Source organism: Leptospiraceae bacterium (assembly GCA_016708435.1).
Lineage (GTDB): Bacteria > Spirochaetota > Leptospiria > Leptospirales > Leptospiraceae > UBA2033.
Genome location: JADJFV010000031.1, coordinates 213,314 through 231,696, shown reverse-complemented (window position 1 = coordinate 231,696; position 18,383 = coordinate 213,314). Strand labels below are relative to the sequence as shown.

Annotated in this window: 14 protein-coding genes and 1 pseudogene; 6 read left to right on the top strand and 9 right to left on the bottom strand. The window is 37.5% G+C overall.

Features of this window, described 5'->3' with window-relative positions; translation table 11 throughout:
* Positions 1-12: 12 nt before the first annotated feature.
* The 5 genes from IPH52_19920 to IPH52_19900 form a co-directional block, all read right to left on the bottom strand.
* On the bottom strand, positions 13-816 hold the full coding sequence (locus tag IPH52_19920) for a cation transporter (protein MBK7057268.1): 804 nt from the start codon (positions 814-816) through the stop codon (positions 13-15).
* 25 nt (positions 817-841) lie between these two features.
* Complete coding sequence (locus tag IPH52_19915; GenBank protein MBK7057267.1) at positions 842-1,222, bottom strand: hypothetical protein; 381 nt, start codon at positions 1,220-1,222, stop codon at positions 842-844.
* The gene (locus tag IPH52_19910; protein MBK7057266.1) at positions 1,222-1,812 is read right to left on the bottom strand and encodes a cytochrome c-type biogenesis protein CcmH; all 591 of its coding nucleotides are present in this window, start codon (positions 1,810-1,812) and stop codon (positions 1,222-1,224) included. The genes IPH52_19915 and IPH52_19910 overlap by 1 nt, the downstream gene beginning before the upstream one ends.
* 170 nt (positions 1,813-1,982) lie before the next feature.
* Positions 1,983-4,172, bottom strand: a complete 2,190-nt coding sequence (locus IPH52_19905; protein MBK7057265.1) for a heme lyase CcmF/NrfE family subunit — start codon at positions 4,170-4,172, stop codon at positions 1,983-1,985.
* Positions 4,169-4,561: a cytochrome c maturation protein CcmE gene (locus IPH52_19900; protein MBK7057264.1), complete on the bottom strand. Its 393-nt coding sequence runs from the start codon at positions 4,559-4,561 to the stop codon at positions 4,169-4,171. The genes IPH52_19905 and IPH52_19900 overlap by 4 nt, the downstream gene beginning before the upstream one ends.
* 338 nt (positions 4,562-4,899) lie before the next feature.
* On the opposite strand from IPH52_19900, the gene IPH52_19895 reads away from it, so the two are divergent.
* Both IPH52_19895 and IPH52_19890 read left to right on the top strand, forming a co-directional pair.
* Positions 4,900-5,361 (top strand): EVE domain-containing protein, encoded by a 462-nt coding sequence (locus IPH52_19895; protein ID MBK7057263.1) that lies wholly within the window; start codon positions 4,900-4,902, stop codon positions 5,359-5,361.
* A 72-nt stretch (positions 5,362-5,433) separates the two neighbouring features.
* A complete protein-coding gene (locus IPH52_19890; protein MBK7057262.1) occupies positions 5,434-5,790 on the top strand; it encodes a hypothetical protein in 357 nt (118 codons plus the stop codon).
* An 81-nt stretch (positions 5,791-5,871) separates the two neighbouring features.
* Here the strand turns inward: IPH52_19890 and IPH52_19885 are convergent, their stop codons facing one another.
* From IPH52_19885 to IPH52_19870, 4 genes and pseudogenes are all read right to left on the bottom strand, one after another.
* A complete protein-coding gene (locus tag IPH52_19885; GenBank protein MBK7057261.1) occupies positions 5,872-7,047 on the bottom strand; it encodes a hypothetical protein in 1,176 nt (391 codons plus the stop codon).
* Positions 7,037-10,150, bottom strand: a complete 3,114-nt coding sequence (locus IPH52_19880) for a FecR domain-containing protein (GenBank protein ID MBK7057260.1) — start codon at positions 10,148-10,150, stop codon at positions 7,037-7,039. Before IPH52_19880 ends, IPH52_19885 begins: the two co-directional genes overlap by 11 nt.
* Positions 10,151-10,152: 2 nt before the next feature.
* A pseudogene (locus IPH52_19875) lies at positions 10,153-12,080 on the bottom strand (HAMP domain-containing protein).
* A 276-nt stretch (positions 12,081-12,356) separates the two neighbouring features.
* Positions 12,357-13,367 carry a DUF1016 family protein gene (locus IPH52_19870; protein MBK7057259.1) on the bottom strand — a complete coding sequence of 337 codons (1,011 nt, stop codon included), beginning with the start codon at positions 13,365-13,367 and terminating at the stop codon, positions 12,357-12,359.
* 771 nt (positions 13,368-14,138) lie between these two features.
* Here IPH52_19870 and IPH52_19865 point away from each other — a divergent pair.
* From IPH52_19865 to IPH52_19850, 4 genes are read left to right on the top strand one after another with little or no spacing between them, the layout of a single operon-like run.
* Positions 14,139-15,761, top strand: coding sequence for a site-specific DNA-methyltransferase (locus tag IPH52_19865; protein ID MBK7057258.1), 1,623 nt, complete (start codon positions 14,139-14,141; stop codon positions 15,759-15,761).
* A 3-nt stretch (positions 15,762-15,764) separates the two neighbouring features.
* A complete protein-coding gene (locus IPH52_19860) occupies positions 15,765-16,151 on the top strand; it encodes a hypothetical protein (GenBank protein ID MBK7057257.1) in 387 nt (128 codons plus the stop codon).
* Positions 16,152-16,178: 27 nt separating this feature from the next.
* Positions 16,179-17,324, top strand: coding sequence for a hypothetical protein (locus IPH52_19855; GenBank protein ID MBK7057256.1), 1,146 nt, complete (start codon positions 16,179-16,181; stop codon positions 17,322-17,324).
* Entirely contained in the window at positions 17,325-18,104 is a 780-nt protein-coding gene (locus tag IPH52_19850) for a TdeIII family type II restriction endonuclease (protein MBK7057255.1), read from the top strand.
* Positions 18,105-18,383: the final 279 nt, after the last annotated feature.

Below are 18,383 nucleotides of genomic sequence, written 5' to 3'. Positions count from 1 at the left end.
TTTGTTATTTATCTAGCGAGTGTCTTTGGAAAGTTGCAAGATTCTAATAGCTCCCTTTACTACAAAAAAGAAAACTAAGAGTCCAACGATTAAGTCCGGAATATTTGATTTGAAAAATAAAACTAAAATGCCGGCAAGAATTACACCGATATTGGCAATAATATCATTGGATGTAAAAATTTGACTCGAAACAATATGCACTTCTTTGCTTTTCGATTGATTCAATAAGATAAGGGAGAGAGTGTTCGCGAGTAAGGCAAGAAAAGAAATGGAGATCATGAATTTAAAATCTGGAACTTCTTCCACTCTGAAAAATCGTCTAAATACTTCTAACAGTCCTAAGACTGCTAAGGATAATTGAATGTATCCGCTTGCAATGGCTACTCTTTTTTTTATTGCAAAGGTTCCTGTGATTGCATAAAGACTTAGTCCATACACGAAGGCATCTGCTAACATATCTAATGAGTCAGCTACTAGCCCAATCGAATTTGCTAAATAGCCATAGATCATTTCGACTAAGAAAAAAGTAAAATTTATAATTAGAACCAACCAAAGAATCTTCCTGTCGATTTTATTGTTCTCTTTGGAAATTTCTCCTGTATACTCACTAGACTTTGAAATACTTGCTCCTAATTGTAAGGAATCAATTGCACTTTGAATTTTGTCTAAATGGTTTTCATGAATGATTGAAAGATTACGATTTACTAAGTCAAAAGACAATTCTTTGATAGAAGTAAATTCTCCTAACTTCATTCGAATCATTTGCTCTTCCGAGGGACAATCCATTTTCTTTATATGAAATATTGTTTTATGCATACATTCATTTATCGACAAACAAGTATTATCCCAACGAACTCCCACACATAGCACAGAACTTTGCGCCGGTGATCGTTGTATGAAAACTACATTTGCGGCAAATGCCTGTTATTTGTGGTATTGGTGTGTTGTCTTTGATGGATTCCAATTTAATGTCCAATTCTTTTAAATCGCCGATGATGTCTTTGGATAGTTCTGTAAACTCGGAGGCTTGGATTTTACCAGTATCCATTTCTATTTTTAAGTCTTTTAGATTTTCTAAAAGCATTTTACGCTCGGAGTCAAGCGTAGATTTTTCCTCTGACTCGCGGGATAGTATTTTACTTTGATTTAAGTGGATGTATAAGAAGGGCGATGCGAGTGCAGCCATTAAAACGATTGAATAAAGTATGACTAGAATATCCATTAGCCGTCAATCTCCTTTAGGTATTTTTCTGCATCCTGTGGGATTGCATTTTTTGTAACTACTTCTTGTGTAGATTTATCTTTCTTCAATCGCCCTTTGAGGTAATAGAAGATTAGCCCCAAGCCGAGAGCCATGCCAATAAACAAAGTAGAATTAATCCAAGTAGAATCAGGTTGTGCAAGAATTTTTTCTCCGAAACCATTGATTAGACCGGCTACCATATTTTCACTACCTGATGCCTGTAACTTCTGAACGATTGGATCGGATAATATCTCTTCGCCAAAACCAGTCTGCATCTTTTGAACGATTTCATTTGCAGTCTCACCTTTACGAATTCTGTTTTCCATAAAAAGCTTTAACTGTGCCGATATAGCACAGTTATTAAAAGAACAACTCTTAATAGGAAGCGAAGGCAGGCAAATACAACGTATCCGCGAAGTCACATCATTAAAAATCTCAATCTGCTTCAAATCAGTAAGCGTGGTGGTGCTAGAGTCTGCAAAGAGAGAGAAGGAGAAGAGGAGGAGGGCGAGGATTGCTGTTTTGACTCCACTGTCATTTCGAACGGATGTGAGAAATCTATTTGGCAATAACAGGATAGTTTTAAGCAAGCTAGACCTCTCACGGTGAAGCAGTTCGAGGTGACTGGGGTAATCACTTTTCGTAACTTGACAGCATTGCAAGATGGACGGGTTCGAGGTGACAGGAGCAAAGCCAATCCGTGTCCATCGGTGTCCATCGGTGGTAATCTTTGAAAGTCTCATGCTTTTTTCCCCTCACCAATCGGTAGTAATATAAAAAGTCCGGCGAGGAAGTAGAGAAGGGAGCCAAACCAAATTAGTTTCACGAGCGGGTTTACCCAGATTTCTAAATTGCCTACGATTTCTTTTGGGAATCTTTGGAAGAAGGCACTTTTTTCTTCAAAGCTTCTTGCTCCAAAAAAGTATTCCATGAAGAGCATCGGTAACTCGGGATTTTCCTCGCTTAGTGAAGCATTTTCGATAGCACCTAGTTGGATGTATAAATCTTCTTTAGGGCTGGAATGAATCGAAGGCTCGCTTGTAGGAATATGCGTTTCAAATCCACCGGTCATATGATTGATCTGTGGATAAAATCTACGCTCTGTTGTCATGTCTTCTACAGCGGCTAATTGGCGTTTGATCTTGTAGGTTGCTTCTTCGGACACAATCACATTGAAGATGTTGGGAGACTTTGTTTCGTCTCCGTTGATGATTGGTTTTATTTTGATCGTTGCGGCTTCTATTTGGTAGTCGCCTAACATTCCTTTGTCGTAACCACGGTAGATGATTTCATTTCCGTTTGTGTTTTCTAGATGATAGTAGAATTTGATAGAAGTATTTTGCTTGAACGCATTACCGGCGTAACCCACAAAGATTAATACCACAGCGAAGTGAACTAAATAGCCGCCGTATCTTCTTTTGTTTTTTAGTAGCATTTTAAATCCTGCAACCAAATATCTTTCGTCTTTGAATTGTTCCTGTCTGGCGCGAATTCCACGGTGGTATTCCTGTCCAATTCCGGCAAGGGTAAATCCCGATAAGCCGATAGTGATAATCGAATAGATTTCACCTAACTTATCACTGATGGAATAATCACTCTGGGTAAAGAATTTAGAATAGAAAATTCCATAGAATATTGCTGTTGCTACACCGAATAACAATGGTTTTGCGAGAGTCGTGAAAAAGACTGAGTCGGCTCCCTTTCTCCATGCGAGTAGTGGAGCTGAGCCCATGAGGAGAAGAAGGATTATCCCCGCAGGCACACCCCACGAGTTAAACCAGGGCGCTCTAAATTCTGTTCCGTATAGTAGGGGTGAAAATACTCCTAGTAAGATAACCATGCAGGCTAATACTAAAATGAAATTGTTTAATAGAAAACTTCCTTCTTTAGAAGTAATGGCTTCTAAGTCTCTTTCTGGTTTTAATTCATTTCTTCTGTAAATTAAAATGGCTATGTAGATAACAAAGCTTAGCCCTATGAAGATGATAAAAGGAGTTCCGATGCTTGACTTTGCGAAGCTATGAGGTCCTTCTAAAACTCCACTTCTTGTAATCCATGTTCCTAAAAGTGTAAAATGATAAGTGAGGATAATGAGTAACATGTTCCAAAATTTGAGCATTCCTCTTCTTTCTTGGATGATAAGAGAGTGAATGAATGCGCTTGCTAAAAGCCAAGGCATAAGCGAAGCGTTTTCCACAGGATCCCAAGCCCAATATCCGCCCCAACCAAGTTCTTCATAAGCCCATTTGGAACCGAGTAAAATTCCTGTTCCTAAAAAGAACCAACTAAAGATTGACCAGCGCCTAATCGACTTTAGCCAGTCAGCAGAAAGATTTCCAGTGATGAGAGCAGACATTCCAACTGCAAATGGAATTGCAAAACTAACATAGCCCACGTAGAGAATGGGTGGGTGAATGATCATTGCCCAGTGTTGTAAGAGCGGGTTTAATCCACGTCCTACTACAGCGGCTGGTTGAAACTCTCTAAATGGTTGTGCATCTTCGTAGAATACAGCGAGGTAAGTAAAAAAACAGGAGATAACGGCTAACACCAAATGCATTACAGGAATGCGCTCCATATTGGAATGTCTTGCCTGCCAGAGAGCTATAAAAGTAAAAAGGCTAACAAGTAGATTCCAAAAAAGCAGTGAGCCAGAAGAGCCCGACCAAATAGACGTTACGCGATAGAATAGAGGGAGATGATCGCTTGAGTGCATGACTACATAGTGATTGGTTAAATCCATTCTAGCAAGTTGTGTCATTAGAACGATGAAGGCAAGTAGCACTATAAAAAAATTGGCGAGTAGCGTATAACGTCCTACTTCAATCGCGCGGTCGTTCTTTTTCCAGATTCCAAATGCAGTCTGAAAAATGCTAAAAAGTAAAATGGAGAATGAGGCTAATAGACAGATGATTCCTAGGTTGTTCATGGTTCGTTTTTGTATTCCGCTTCGTATTTAGAGGCACATTTTGCTTCTACGTGGTCTCCAACTAAGACTCCGTTTTTAAATTTTCCGTCTACTCGAACTCGCACTCCTTCTTTGAATGCGTCGGGTAATAGCTCTTTGCCGGTGAAGTTGACTGGAACTTCTTTGTTGTTGAGTTCGATAATAAATTTTGCTTCTCTGCCTTCTCTTGTAACCGAGCCGATCTTTACCATTCCTCGAACACGAAGATTGTCACCATCGTATTTGTCTGGGTGAACAGCAAGCTCACTTGCATCGAGTAATACGAAGGAAGTTTCCTTAGACGAAAAAAAAGCAATCGCAGCAAGCGAAAGCCCTATAGCCAATATTAATAGTATAAATTTTGTTTTCATAGTCCCTAATGAGTAGACTTTAAAATGCTACCAAAAGGAAAAGGAATTTTTATTTCTAAACTCGCTTGGCTCGTTTAGAAATATTATGGGAGGAAGCCTGCAGGCGGCTTGGGCTAACCGCTCAAACCCATTCTAAGCCTTTGGTGAAAAAATATTAATCAATAAATTGGTAAATTGAAAGGGAATATTGCATAATCTAGGAAAGAATAGAAATTAAAATTATATTTGAAACCAAAGCCCTAAACCAAAAACTTGAACCCAAGTGAACGCTATCATATAAAACATCGGTGTTAGTCGGTGTCCATCGGTGGTAATCTTAAAAAGTCAGGAGTAAAACGATGAACTATTGGTTATTCAAATCAGAGCCGGATGTATTTTCGATAGACGATTTGAAAAATTGTAAGAATGGAATTGGGAGTTGGGAAGGAGTTCGTAATTTTCAAGCGAGAAATTATTTGCGCGATGAAGTAAAGAAGGGTGATCTGGTTTTATTCTATCATAGTCGAATTGAACCGATGGCAGTGGCGGGAATAGCGGAAGTAGTAAAAGAGGGGTATATAGACCATTATGCGTTTGATCCACAGAGCAAATACTTTGATCCAAAGTCTAAGAGCGATAAGCCGCAATGGTATATGGTAGATGTGAAGTTTAAATCCAAATTTAAAAATCCTGTCACTCTAAAAGCAATTAAAACATTTAAAGAGCTTTCTAGTATGAAATTAATCCAGAAGGGCTCTAGGTTATCAATTCAACCAATTACAAAAAAAGAATTTGACTTCATTGTAAAACAAGGCGAGTGAGATTCTTTTCTGGTTTTATTTTTTAAAGCGAAAATGATATTGGTTTAAATAGAAAAAGGAGCGCATAAAAGAATGAAAAGATTCTTAAAATTTTTAGTAGCAGTTATTAGTTTATCTGTTGTTTTGATTGGATGTAGTAAATCCAAAGCGTCTGAGGCGGAAATAAAAGCATTTTTAGTGAGCAAAGAGGGAACCTTCGGATGGCAAACAACTGTAGACAAAGTATCCCTGGACTTTTTTCCAGATGGTCGCTTGCATATTCAAGGTCCGGATGGAGAAGCTACCATGTGGCAAGGTAAATGGTCGTTAGCCGGTAATCTACTTACAATGGAGAGAACTGATTTAGAAAAAACCGAAACTGTTGAAGTAAAAATAGAGGGTGAAAACTTAATTCTAGGCAATACAACCTATACCCGTAGCGCCCCTTAAACTTGTAATTTTGCCACTGAGGCACAGAGAAAAAGAGGAAAAAGATACTGTTCCAAATTTATTCATGTGCTTCGTGTTTCTTTAAAAGCGGAAGCTGTATTCGATTATATAAGAACTGCCAATTCCAGTATTTCCATAATTTACTCCACCACCTCTGTCGGGGAGAATATAGGCTTTTAGTTGAGAGTCCTTTTCTCTGATATTTGCCGTTTTAGCGTTGGCAATTGGGCCTGTAAAGAAATACGAATCAATCAGATTAATCAAATAAAATCCCACGAATAAGGCAGAGGAAGCAGTGAATGTATGCCATTTATTGTCTAATTCTAAAGTCCCGTTTGTAAATTGATGACTCAAATAAATTCCACTTAACGACTGTTGCGAATTATACGGATAATTCACTAGATTATCTAAATCGTGTAAGTCGTTGACTTCTTTTTTTTTCTGCGCATAATCGCGATAACTCACAGCTGCAAATATTCCAGCGCCAATTGTAGCTGTAAAGAATGCGATTCCTTTTACTTTTCTAAACTTTGAATCGTAATCTTTTCCACTCGTATACTGTCCTAAGCCCGGCAAAAAGGCAGAGCGTTGAAAAAACTTTCTATCCACGCTCACTTCTGTTCCCTGACTTTTATTCGCGGCTTCTATGATTATCTTCTCTGCTTCTGCTTTTGTATTGCCTAATAAATAAAAGCCTTTTTTGACGTAGGTTTTATTCAATGGATTGATAATCTTTAAATCATAAGTGCCCGGCTTTGCAGTGGTCAGATCTAGTATGAATTTTAATTCTCTTTCGCTAATTCGAACTAGATTCTTGACGGGAATTTTTCCCTGAGGAGAAAAAATTTCTATTTTAGTATCTTCTAAGAAATTACTACCGCTAATGTATATCTCCTGGAATTTGTCTTGCTTGCCTCCGTAATAGATTTCTTCTACTGAGCCTTCTGGTTCAAAGGCTTGGATGATAGAAAGTGTAGACCATTCAGAGTAAATGACCGTTACCTCCTTGTCATTGATAATTCCGATTCGGTATTCATAAAGACCCGGATCTAGTTTGTCAATTTTATAGGAAGTGGTTTTAACTTTTTTTTCTAAAACCATTTTCTTGGAACTGAAATCTCGTAGTTCTACCTTGTAAGCCTTTGCGATTTTGGAAGCTCCCCATTCGATTTCCTGGTCCTCTGCGGATAATCTAGAATATCCGAAAGTAAGAGTCATTAAGAGTAAAAGTAGTATTTGTTTTAATTTATTCCACATAAAGCCTCGGTTTGGATATGATTTGAGGAGCTTCTATTACATCTTCCGCAGGAATACGAACAGTGAAATCAGTCATGAGCGGCTCAGTATAAATAGTCTTAAGCTTTCTATCCTTATAAGCAATCGTTAGTTTCCATTGGTATTGCCCATTTGTGAGACGAGTCATATCCTTAAATAAAAATGAATTTTCTTTTGTATCTTTGCGAGTGATTAGCAATTGACTACCTTCTTTTAGCTCAAATAGCTCCACTGTGTATAACAAGGCAGAGTTGCTCTTTTCCCATTTGAATTCTAATTCTGATTGATTTGTTGGATTATAGACAGTATCCGCTTCGGGAGAAATGGCAACGGAAACGGGAACTTCAAAGGAAGGCATGACTAGGTTGAATTCCTGTCTCCTAGTGGGGCTCTTTACGATTCTTTCATCTTTTGCTTTGTAATTAAGGGAAATCGACCAGACATATTTTCCGGGTTTAATTGCTGTATCACTTACGACGAATGTAGTGCGTGTAGCCTCTGTTGTTTCTTTGAAGACCGGTTTATTTGTTTCAAATTCGGAGACTAGGACGTTATACGATACAGCTCGCTCGTTTGCTTCCCATACCAGTGGGACATTCCAGTTATCATCTGGCTTAATGTCTTGTCCACCGCTAGGACTAGTAAGGACAGAGAAGGGCGGATTACGATAGGGAAATTTCAAAGAGAATTCGTTTCGTATAGGGTTACTTCTAGTTACGCGCCCGTCCCATGTTTTATAGAATATATACAGATCCCAATAATAAATACCTTCACCGACTGTGAGAGGTATTTCAAATAACGCATTTGTATCTGAAGTTTGCTTTTGGAATACGGGTTTTATTCTGTTGGTAGATTTTTCTTGCACATCGATTTGGTAGTGAACTGCTTTTTCGTTTTTCTCCCACTTGAATAAAACTTCTTCTTTCTCACCCATAACTAGCTCTGAAGCGTTTACTGGTTGTATGGCGACAGGCACAGGCATTTCTACTTTAGGTGCCTGGACTGTAAAAGAAGAAGTAGTTGGTGGACTTTTGATTGGTCTTCCGTCTTTTGTAGAATAGAGAATAGACACTGCCCAAATAAAATTTCCGTCTCTGAGTTTAGAAATTTCCCGAAAGGAGAATGCTGTATCAGTTGTAGTTGCAGTGCTTACAAGTCTTCTTGCTCCTTTGTTTGTATCAAAAATTTCTACCGTATAAGAATTGGCTTTCTCGTCTCTCGCCCAATTAAAGTCTATTGCCGGTGAACTGGTTAAATCAATGTTTGCCCCTTCGCTCGGACTAATTAGCTTGGGAATAGGAGCGGCTAATAAAGTGAAGCTACTATCTTCACTCTTGGAAATTTCTTTGTTTTCACGGGAGAGTAATTTAATTCTCCAATAGTATTTTCCTTCTGATTTTAAAGATACTTTTTTTGAATACCCCGAAACGATTCTCTCATCCTCTTTTAATACCAAATTGGAAAAGTCAGGACTATTTGCAATTTCTAAGAGAAATGTCCCCGTAGTCTCCGGTCTTTGCCAGCGAAAGGTAACTGATTTATCAGAGGTCATGTCAAGCTCGGAGAGGGATTCGGGATAGATTAGTTTTAAGTTTGTAGGCTCAGTGATTCTAAATGGATTGGTTCTCGAGAATTCCGATTTTCTTCCATCGGGTAAAATACCTCTTACCCGCCAAAAGAGTTCACCTACTTGTTCTTTTAATTCAGGCGAGCTAAAATTCTCTTTTGAATTTTGTTTGATTAAGATAGATGCAAAGTCAGATGTCTTTGCTATTTCTAATTCATAGCTCGCAAACTCTCTATTATCCCGCCAGTTAAATACAATCCTACTTCTTTGAATAAAGTCTAAACCAAATCCTGCATTGGCAACGGGAGATATAATTTCGGGTGCATCGGGGACTTGCTTTTCTTCAATAGAAAATTTAGTAACAGGGGAAACGACAGGCGATAGATCTGGAACATTGGGACGAGTAGTGACACGGATGTAGTAGGTTCCTTTCGCAGGAATATCTGTGCTGATGTAATTTTCAAAAGAATCAAGAGTCTTGACCATGTTGGTAAATTCTAGATTGCGAGCAATGTCCACCTTGTAAGAAGAAGAGAATTCGTTTTTTGTCCAGCGAAGTGCAATGGTCGGAAGCTTTAAGCTATAGGTAAATACTTTTCCATCTTGCGGAGTAGTGATAGTAACCGCTTTCTCTGCAAAAAGAGTGAGCTTTCTACTTTCGCTAAATTCTAATTTGCCGCCAAGAGGATTCTTTGCTCCGATTCTCCAAAAGTAAATTCCCGGATTTAAGGCAATAGAAATACCTGCTTCTCGAATGCCGGATTGTTGTTTAATAATTTGACGAAAGGATTTATCTTTTGCGATTTCAAGATTGACTACCACTCCTTTGTCAAGCGGACTCCATTTGAATTCAGAAGTAAAGGTATCCACACTGGTAGAATAGTATTTGCCGTCAGGGGGAGATTGAAGTAAAAAGCGAATTGGTTTTACATCTATCTTATTGTCTCTGAGTTCTGCTGTTTGATTTGTTTGTAGAATTTCTTCTTTGCCTTTTAAGGCTAACCGTGCTTGTCCTTTCTCGACTTGGATGTTTACATTTTCGTCTTCGTTCTTGGATAATTTTGCTGCTCCGCCTTTGTCAATTTGAATGGTCTTATCTCCACTCTTAATATTTAGAGTGGCATCAGGTTCAGTGCCATCGGCTCTTGAAGTAGAAATGGAACCGTAGTCAAAGTTGATGTTTAGATTTTTCTCAGAAAGATCAATGTAGATCATGCTATTATCCGAAAGTCGAACAGTGGTTCCATCTTTTAAGGTCAATACTGCATCGGAGTAATCGAGTGTGCGGATAGTATCCTTGTTAGCCACGGGAGATTTATTTTCTACTTGATCCCATACAACGCTCGAATCTAATTTTCGATGGACTGTTTTTTCTTTGAAGGTTACTTCTCCAATGAGAGGATTATTACCAATACCTGCTTTCTCGTTTAAATCAAGATAGAGTAGGACAGAAAATAGGATACTGTTTAGAAGAAGAAATCCGATTGTGAGGATTGAATCCTTAGAGGGGCGACGCATGGCTATTTATGTTTACGAGTGAATACTCCATCCCAGGTATCGCCGGGGGGAGATGATTTATAATAGAAACATCTATCAATTAGAAGCTCTACTGCCTTATCTTTTTTTCCTTTTGCTTTTTCGGCTTGTTTAAATGAATCAATTGCAATATCCCAATTTTGTTTTAGGTAAAGAGCAAATGCATGTTGATAAATTTCTGCAGATTCTCTTAAAGGGGAGTGATGTCAGTTTGCGTTCCAATGAGTTCGAAAAGTTTGACTGGCTCATTTTTTCCTTTTACTCGAACTAAATCAAGTCCACGGGTAAATAGCTCTTTGCCTACTTCCTTGTTCATGCTTTCTGAAATGAGAATATTTACGCCGTAATCTTTGCCCGCAGCTTCCAGACGTGCCGCCAAATTAACAGTATCCCCCATCATGGTATACGAGGCAAGAGCATCCGTTCCCATAAACCCAACTTTAGCCAAACCCACATTGAGTCCAATTCGAACATCCATTTCGCGAGCTTCTTTTGTGTAGAGATTGTTCTTTGTCCAATATTCTCGAAGATCATGTAGCTTTGTAATCATTTCAATCGAAGCCATAGCCGCTGAAAGAGGGTGATTGGGAACGTCAACGGGAGCGTTAAATATTCCGACTATCGCATCCCCAATGTATTTATCTAATACTCCATTGTATTTTTTTAAGATTAAGGTCATGGCAGATAGATATTCGTTGAGTAAGGCGGCGAGGTCAACAGAGGTTAGCTCCTCACTGATTGTAGAGAAGCCTGCTACGTCGGAGAAAAAAGCTGTTATCTGCTTCTCTGATCCGCGTTTCAGTGCGTTCATGTCTTTCATGGCTTCCCCGACCACGACTGGATCAATCATATTTCCTAGAATGCTTTTTACTTTCTCTCGCTCTTCTAGACCCTCGCCCATGGTAACGAAATATTCAGTTAGAAGTCCTACTTCATCTTTTGTGCTAGGCTTTATCTTGACTTTAAAATTTCCCTTTGCGATTTCAACGGTAGCGGATAATAAAAGTAAAATAGGATTAGAAATTGTCTTTGCCATAATGAATACAACGATGAGTGCAAGGCTTACCCCGATAATCATAATCTTGATATTCATGCTTTGAATTTTGTAAACTGATTCCATGGCGCGCTCTTCTTCGACAACAGAAATGACTCCACTATTGGCAAAGCCGATTTTTTGATAGGCACCGATATAATCCTTGTTATCCGCTCCTTTATAGGTCTTCTTTCCATTTGCGATATTGCTTTTTAGCATTTGATCTACAATGGGGAGTTCACTAAAATTTGCGGAGGTAAATAGAACTTTTGCGTCGTCATGAGCAATCACTAGACCGTCACCGTTGACTAAAAATATTTCTGTGATTCCTGATTTTTTAAAAGCAGATTGAATTTTATCCAACTTAATGACAGCGATGATTATATCTTGTTTGTCACCGTCGGTTTGAGGAAAGCTGAGTGCGAATACTGGCTCTTTGGCGCCGGGGCTTGCATTATAGAGAATAGGCTCTCCCTCGAAAGATCTTTCGAAGACGGATTTATTTAGAGTGATGATGGATTCCAGGTCTTCATTCTTGAGCTGATATTCATTCAAATACTCTTTGTTCAAAATGAGTTTAATTGGATTTAGCCGCTCTTCCTCTCGGCGATATAGACCTAAGAGTAAGAAGTCGGGGTCATTCTTAAAAAAAAGATTGATGAATTTTTCGGGATTGGATTCGGACTGAAGGATGACGACCATCTGAGTCGCTTTGTCTAAGATAGCGGCAATGTCTGTTTTTACTTTGGAGCCGGTGACACGCACATTTTGGAGGTTCATGTCGTCCACGCGAGCTTCTGTCTCGGAGCGAAAGAATTGAGTGGCGAGCATGATAATGACAGTGACAGTCAGAATGAATAAAAGAGAAATTATCCCCATCAGCTTTAATTGTATAGTGAAACCCTTGGGTTTGTCTACAACTGGCTTAACTTTCTCAGGGCTAATGGTTGGTGTCTCCTGTAGTTTATTAAACAAATCTTTCCCCTCAGTTTGAAAACGGTATCCTAATCGATTCAGACTAAAATATCAAGCAAAAAATTGACTGACTCCGAGTTATGTAACCTACGTAGATTTGCGGTAGCCCTCTTAAGGCAAGGCTTACAAGTTTTGCAAAACACAATCACTTTTTGCTTAAGGGCTATACGAGACATAGATTTAACTATTTAGAATTCTTTTAAGATCATTTTTATTCGGTAAAATTGTTTTGTATCGACTTGCAAAAATTTGATGATTGTCTTTGGGCAAAGTAATTTTGATGAGAGTATCATTTTTATCTCTACAGACAATGATTCCGATTGTTTTATTTTCGTCTGGAGATTTTATATTGGCATCGTAGAAATTTACATACATTTGCATTTGACCTAGGTCTTGGTGTTTAAGCTCACCCATTTTTAAATCGATTAAGACAAACGAGCGTAAGATGCGATTGTAGAAAACTAAATCAATGAAGAAATGTTTTTCTTCAAACGAGATTCTTTTTTGGCGGCTAACAAATGTAAACCCCTTTCCTAATTCTAAAAGAAATAATTCCAATTTATTAATTAATGCAGATTCTAATTTTGATTCTGTGTAAGCGGGTAATTCGGGTAAGCTTAAGAATTCTAAGATGTAAGTATCTTTTATTAGGTCTGTTGGCTTTTCAATGATTTGACCCTTTTTACTTAATCGTTTTACTTCTTTTTTATTTTTACTTAGAGATAGTCTTTGAAATAAAGCACTGTTGAATTGACGTTTTAATTCTCGAACACTCCAATTATTTTGGATGGATTCTATTTCGTAAAATTGACGTTCAGACTTTTCCATGCGAATTAGAATTTGATAGTGTGACCAGTTGAGAGGAGAATTTTTGTTTTCGATGAATTTCCGAGACACTGTCTCGGATTTTGAGTAGACGATATAGAATTTTCTCATATTTTCTAGATTGTCTACGGAGAAGCCTTTTCCAAATTCTCTTTTTAATCGTTTGGATAATTTTTGAATTAATTCTTTTCCATATTCCGCACGCATTTTTCCTTGTTGCTCTTTTTCTACGATCATCTTTCCTACCAGATAATACGTGTTAACCATAACTGAGTTTACATTGTGAACTACAAGTTGCTTAGCATTTCGTAGAAGGTTTGCTACTCGGTTGTAAAATAAATTATCGTTCGTTGTTAGTTTTTTCATTGTTATCCGCTCCTATTTTTGTAAGCCAAACAATTCCTTTTTTGGGAAAAAACTTTGCCTGCTCGCGTTATACGCAGAATCTGAGTGCTCGGTCAATTTTTAAAGCTGCGCTAGTGCGTAATTATTCGAACTTTTTTAACATACGATTTTCCGTTCCTGATGATCGCGATATAGCAAAGATACTACTGGGTAGTCGTTCAACCTGACTCTACAAGGAGCTTACTTTTAGTTTGCGATGCATCAATGATACTGCTAGCTTTAGTGGTAGGTTTAGTGCCAAGTTTAGTGAAAGAAATCTTGTCAGTATATTTGAGAGTATATTTAATCGTATCGCTCGCAGTAAATTTGATGTATCCGCAACTTATCGAATACACGGGTTTTGGTTGTTATCCGTGACTAGGGAGAGGATATTAACCACGAAGCCCACGAAGAACGCTAAGAACGCTAAGAACGCTAAGAAAAGAGGTAGTGCGCTAGTGCGTAATTATTCGAACTTTTTTGGGATTGTGGGTTCGTTTTATTTGACATACTTTTTATTTAGAAAAAAGTCAGTCAGAGTTTGAATGGCAAGACTGGAAAAATTAAATAATTTGGACAGGATGAACAAGATTTACAGGATTTGATTTTTTAAGAATGGCTGCTTTGATTTCGTTCATTTGTAAGTAATTTGCTCAGTAAAAGGAGCGAAATTAGCAGGCTCTTTTTTAATTGACAGTATAAGTAGACATAATTCATAATTTTAAAGTTAGACAAAGTAAGCGCGAGGAGACAATGCAAAAACTAAATACTCATAAACGTGAAGCTGTTCTATTTCCTACAGAAGAATTTCTGTCCATCAAAGAAGCAAGTCAGTGGGCGACACAGCATCTCGGTAAAAATGTGACCTCATCGAATATTTCTTACTTAGTCCAATATGGCAAAATTGCAAAGATTGGAAGTAACGGATCTACGCAAGTATCCAAAGAAGAGCTTTTACATTATTACGAATCCTATAACGGCAAACGGCAATTAGCCTGGAAAGACCAACTAGGCGAAGATTTAAACTGGGCTTTGTCTTTTGATCAATATACGGAAGCAGAAACCACCAAGCATGTTCACAGACTTCATCCTTATAAAGGAAAATTCATTCCACAATTAGTGGAATATTTTTTAGATTCCCACACAGACGATTTTAAGAAGGAACTATATTTTAAAAAAGACGATATTGTGCTCGATCCATTTTCAGGAAGTGGAACGACTATGGTGCAAGCGTCTGAGTTGGGGCTACACGCTGTTGGTCTCGATATATCGGCATTCAATTCTAAAATTGGGAATTCTAAAGTTACCGACTACAACCTATTAGATGTTGAGACAGAATTACACCGAATCGCAAAAGCACTCAAAGCATTTTTATCCGAGACGAACACAGAAGAATTTGAAGAAACACTTCTAAAAGAATTATACGAGTTCAATCAAAAATACTTTCCGGTTCCAGATTACAAATATAGAGTCCAACGTCATGAGATTAATGAAGACGTGTATGGATATGAAAAAGAAAAAGAATTTCTCCCGATATACAATAAGCTCATTAAAAAGTATAAAATCCAACTCCGTCAGGATAAAATGGATAGCTTTTTAGATAAATGGTATTCCGAGCATGTCCGAAATGAAATTGAATTTGTATTTAAAGAAATCAAAAAGATAAAAAATCCAGACACCAAGAACATAATCAGCGTTATCCTAAGTCGCACCATTCGCTCTTGTCGTGCTACAACTCACGCCGACCTCGCAACTCTCAAAGAGCCAGTCACTACTACCTATTATTGCGCGAAGCATGGAAAAATGTGTAAACCTTTATTTTCCATTCTCAAATGGTGGGAGACTTATTCTAAAGATACACTCAAGCGATTGGAGCAGTTTAAGCAATTAAGAACGAATACTTTCCAAACGTGTTTAACAGGTGATAGCCGCACGATGGATATATTAGAAGAATTGGAAAAAGTAAATCAACCTTTTGTAAAACTAGTTAAGAAACAAAAGATAAAAGGAATATTCTCTAGTCCGCCTTATGTTGGGTTAATTGACTATCACGAACAACACGCGTATGCCTACGATTTATTTGGATTCGAGCGCAATGATAATTTAGAAATAGGTCCTATGTTTAAAGGACAGGGCAGAGAAGCAAAAGAGAATTACATAAAAGGAATTTCAGATGTATTGAACAATTGTAAAAAGTTCTTAGTCAAAGATTACGATGTGTTTTTAGTGGCTAATGACAAATACAATATGTATCCCACCATCGCCGAAAATGCCGGAATGCAAATTGTCAATCAATACAAACGTCCTGTTTTGAATCGCACAGAAAAGGATAAGGCTGCTTATGCGGAGATTATTTTTCATTTGAAGAGGAAGTAGGAAATGGAAAACTTACTAGAAAGAGAACAGATAGAGCTTGAGATTACGGTTGAAGAATCAATGATTTCTTGCGAGTATGGCGAATTAGAATATTCTTTTGACGGCGCCTACGCATCAGTAAACGCAATTAGTGTTTATTTCCGAACAAGAGAAGGAATCGGAACTCGACTTGTAGACAGATTTGAATCTTTATCAAAAGAAAATGGCATAACCTTTGTCGAAGTTCCTTGTTCTCCAACGCAAGAAGCTGTTCTGTTTTGGATGAGTTTAGGTTATGAGCCTGCTACCAAAGAAGATAAACGTTGGGCAAATAAAATTAGCCGCAGCAATCTTGAAGGTAGATGGGAAACTCCATCAGGTATTGTGCGCCTGTTGAAGAAGTTGGGATAAAATATATTTTAGCGAAAAGGATTATATATGAAAGAGTTATTTGATAAAGTCGGACTGTCCGTAAATCATTTACAAGCCTTAAATGATTTTTTCTCTAATGAAAGCATTTATTTAAATGATGAGAGCGAAAAGAAGGATTTCGAAATTTATAAATCAAACTTAGACTCACTTATTTCTTCCTTTAAGCAAATTGATTTATTCGAACAATTATATAATCAGAAAGATCGACAAATGATTTTAGCAGATTTATTTGAATATATTTTATTTGGACGAGGGTTCTATTCGATAGGAACGAAAAGGGCTAACACTGAAAGCAAGCAAGATTTTATCAAAGGAATATTACATCTTGTTAATTTATTGATGTGTTATGAAACATTAACTATAAATGTTGAGCGAAGAAATAAATTTTTAGACTTTTTGAAAACAGTGATTCCAAACCTAGAAGGTGAAGTTGGATTTAGTGAGTTAAGGAATTATACGGAAAGTGTTGGAATTCCTGATTCTGAAGAAACAACGCAGGTTGGAAAATATTTCGATAAATTACTTCCAAAGACAGCAGGCGGTTTATGGCATGAGCTATTAGTTTATATTTTTATCTTGCGACATGACATTGGCTATATTCTTCCATTATTATTACACCAGAAAATTTATAGCGGAAAAGATCACTTAGTTCCTCCTGACTTTTTACTAATAACGAAAGATAAAAGAATTTATGGACTAGAAGTTGGAATGAAAAAAGAAATTCAGTCAGGATCATTTTCCTTAAAAACGGCAATTCCAACTGCAACCATAGATACCATTAATTCAAGAAATTCAGATCGTTGTCCTATATGTAAAAAATGGATTAATTTTTGTCCCTATGTCATAGAGAAATTTTCTGAATTCGAACAGGACATTTCTACTGTTGAGGTTAAATGTTTAGAGAAGTGTGACAAATTTTCAAAGGAGGACATAGCCAATGGACTTTGCAAATACTCAAAGTATTCCAGAAATAAAGCCGATACACTCACTCATACACACCATGATTATTCGGACGGGAAACATTATCATTATCAATGCGTTCTCTCTAACATAGAATTACAGCAGAAGCAAAACATAATTGCAGCTAATGATAAGATTGCTATTAAAGCGCATATTCCGCATTACACTGGACTAGAGGAACTTTTAACTTAAATGTCCCTAACTAAACAACAAAAACAACAAGTAGAAGATGTTCTAAAGAATAGCCTCCGGCACAAGTTTCAGAATTATAATCCTGAGCCGGCGTCGATGCCATTTCATACGAGGCTTTTAGGCAAAGATCGATTAGCCTTATTTTCCTTCATTCATTCTCTCAATACAAATTTTGGAACAAGTATATTTGAACCAGTTGCATTAGCGTTAGCCGCAACTAGTTTTAAATCAGCGGAGTCACAGGCAACAGCGGGAACAGAAATTTCCTCCGAAGCACATAGAGTGATTCAGGATATAATGGATAAATTAGCAACAGCAGAAATCGAACCTAATAAACCGAAAGAAATTGAAGCCATTAGGGAAGTATGCCGTAAAGGCGAAATGAAAACAGTGAAGCCGACTAAGATAGATGTAAAGCTAATTGGCACAGATGAAACAATTTATCTTTTTGATATAAAGACAGCGAAGCCAAATGCAGGCGGATTTAAAGAATTCAAAAGAACTTTACTTGAGTGGGTTGCTGTCACGTTAGCCATTAACCCAAAAGCAAATGTGCAAACTATTATTGCTATTCCATACAATCCCTACGATCCAAAACCATATTCTCGTTGGACTATGCGTGGTATGATTGATTTAGACAATGAATTAAAAGTTGCAGAAGAGTTCTGGGACTTCCTTGGCGGCAAAGGAGCATTTACCGACTTACTTTCTATATTTGAGAAAGTAGGATTAGACTTGAGAGGAGAAATCGACGCTTACTTCTCTCGCTATAATAAATAAACCTTCCTAATAAAGGTAAATACCCACTATCCCGATTGTTGTCAGATAGATTTCTCAAAAAAGAAATTACCACAAGGAACACAAAGGGAACTGCCACAAAGAGCACAAAGAAAGATTGTCACCATTGTGTGCTTTGTGAAAACCCTTGTGTCCTTAGTGTTAAGAAAATCTTGTTGGATAAAGTCTCCTAACAAAGGCAAATACCCACTACCCGCTTTACCGATTGTTGTTAGATAGATTTCTCCAGTGCAAAGTTAGATAGAGAATTATTGTTCTTTT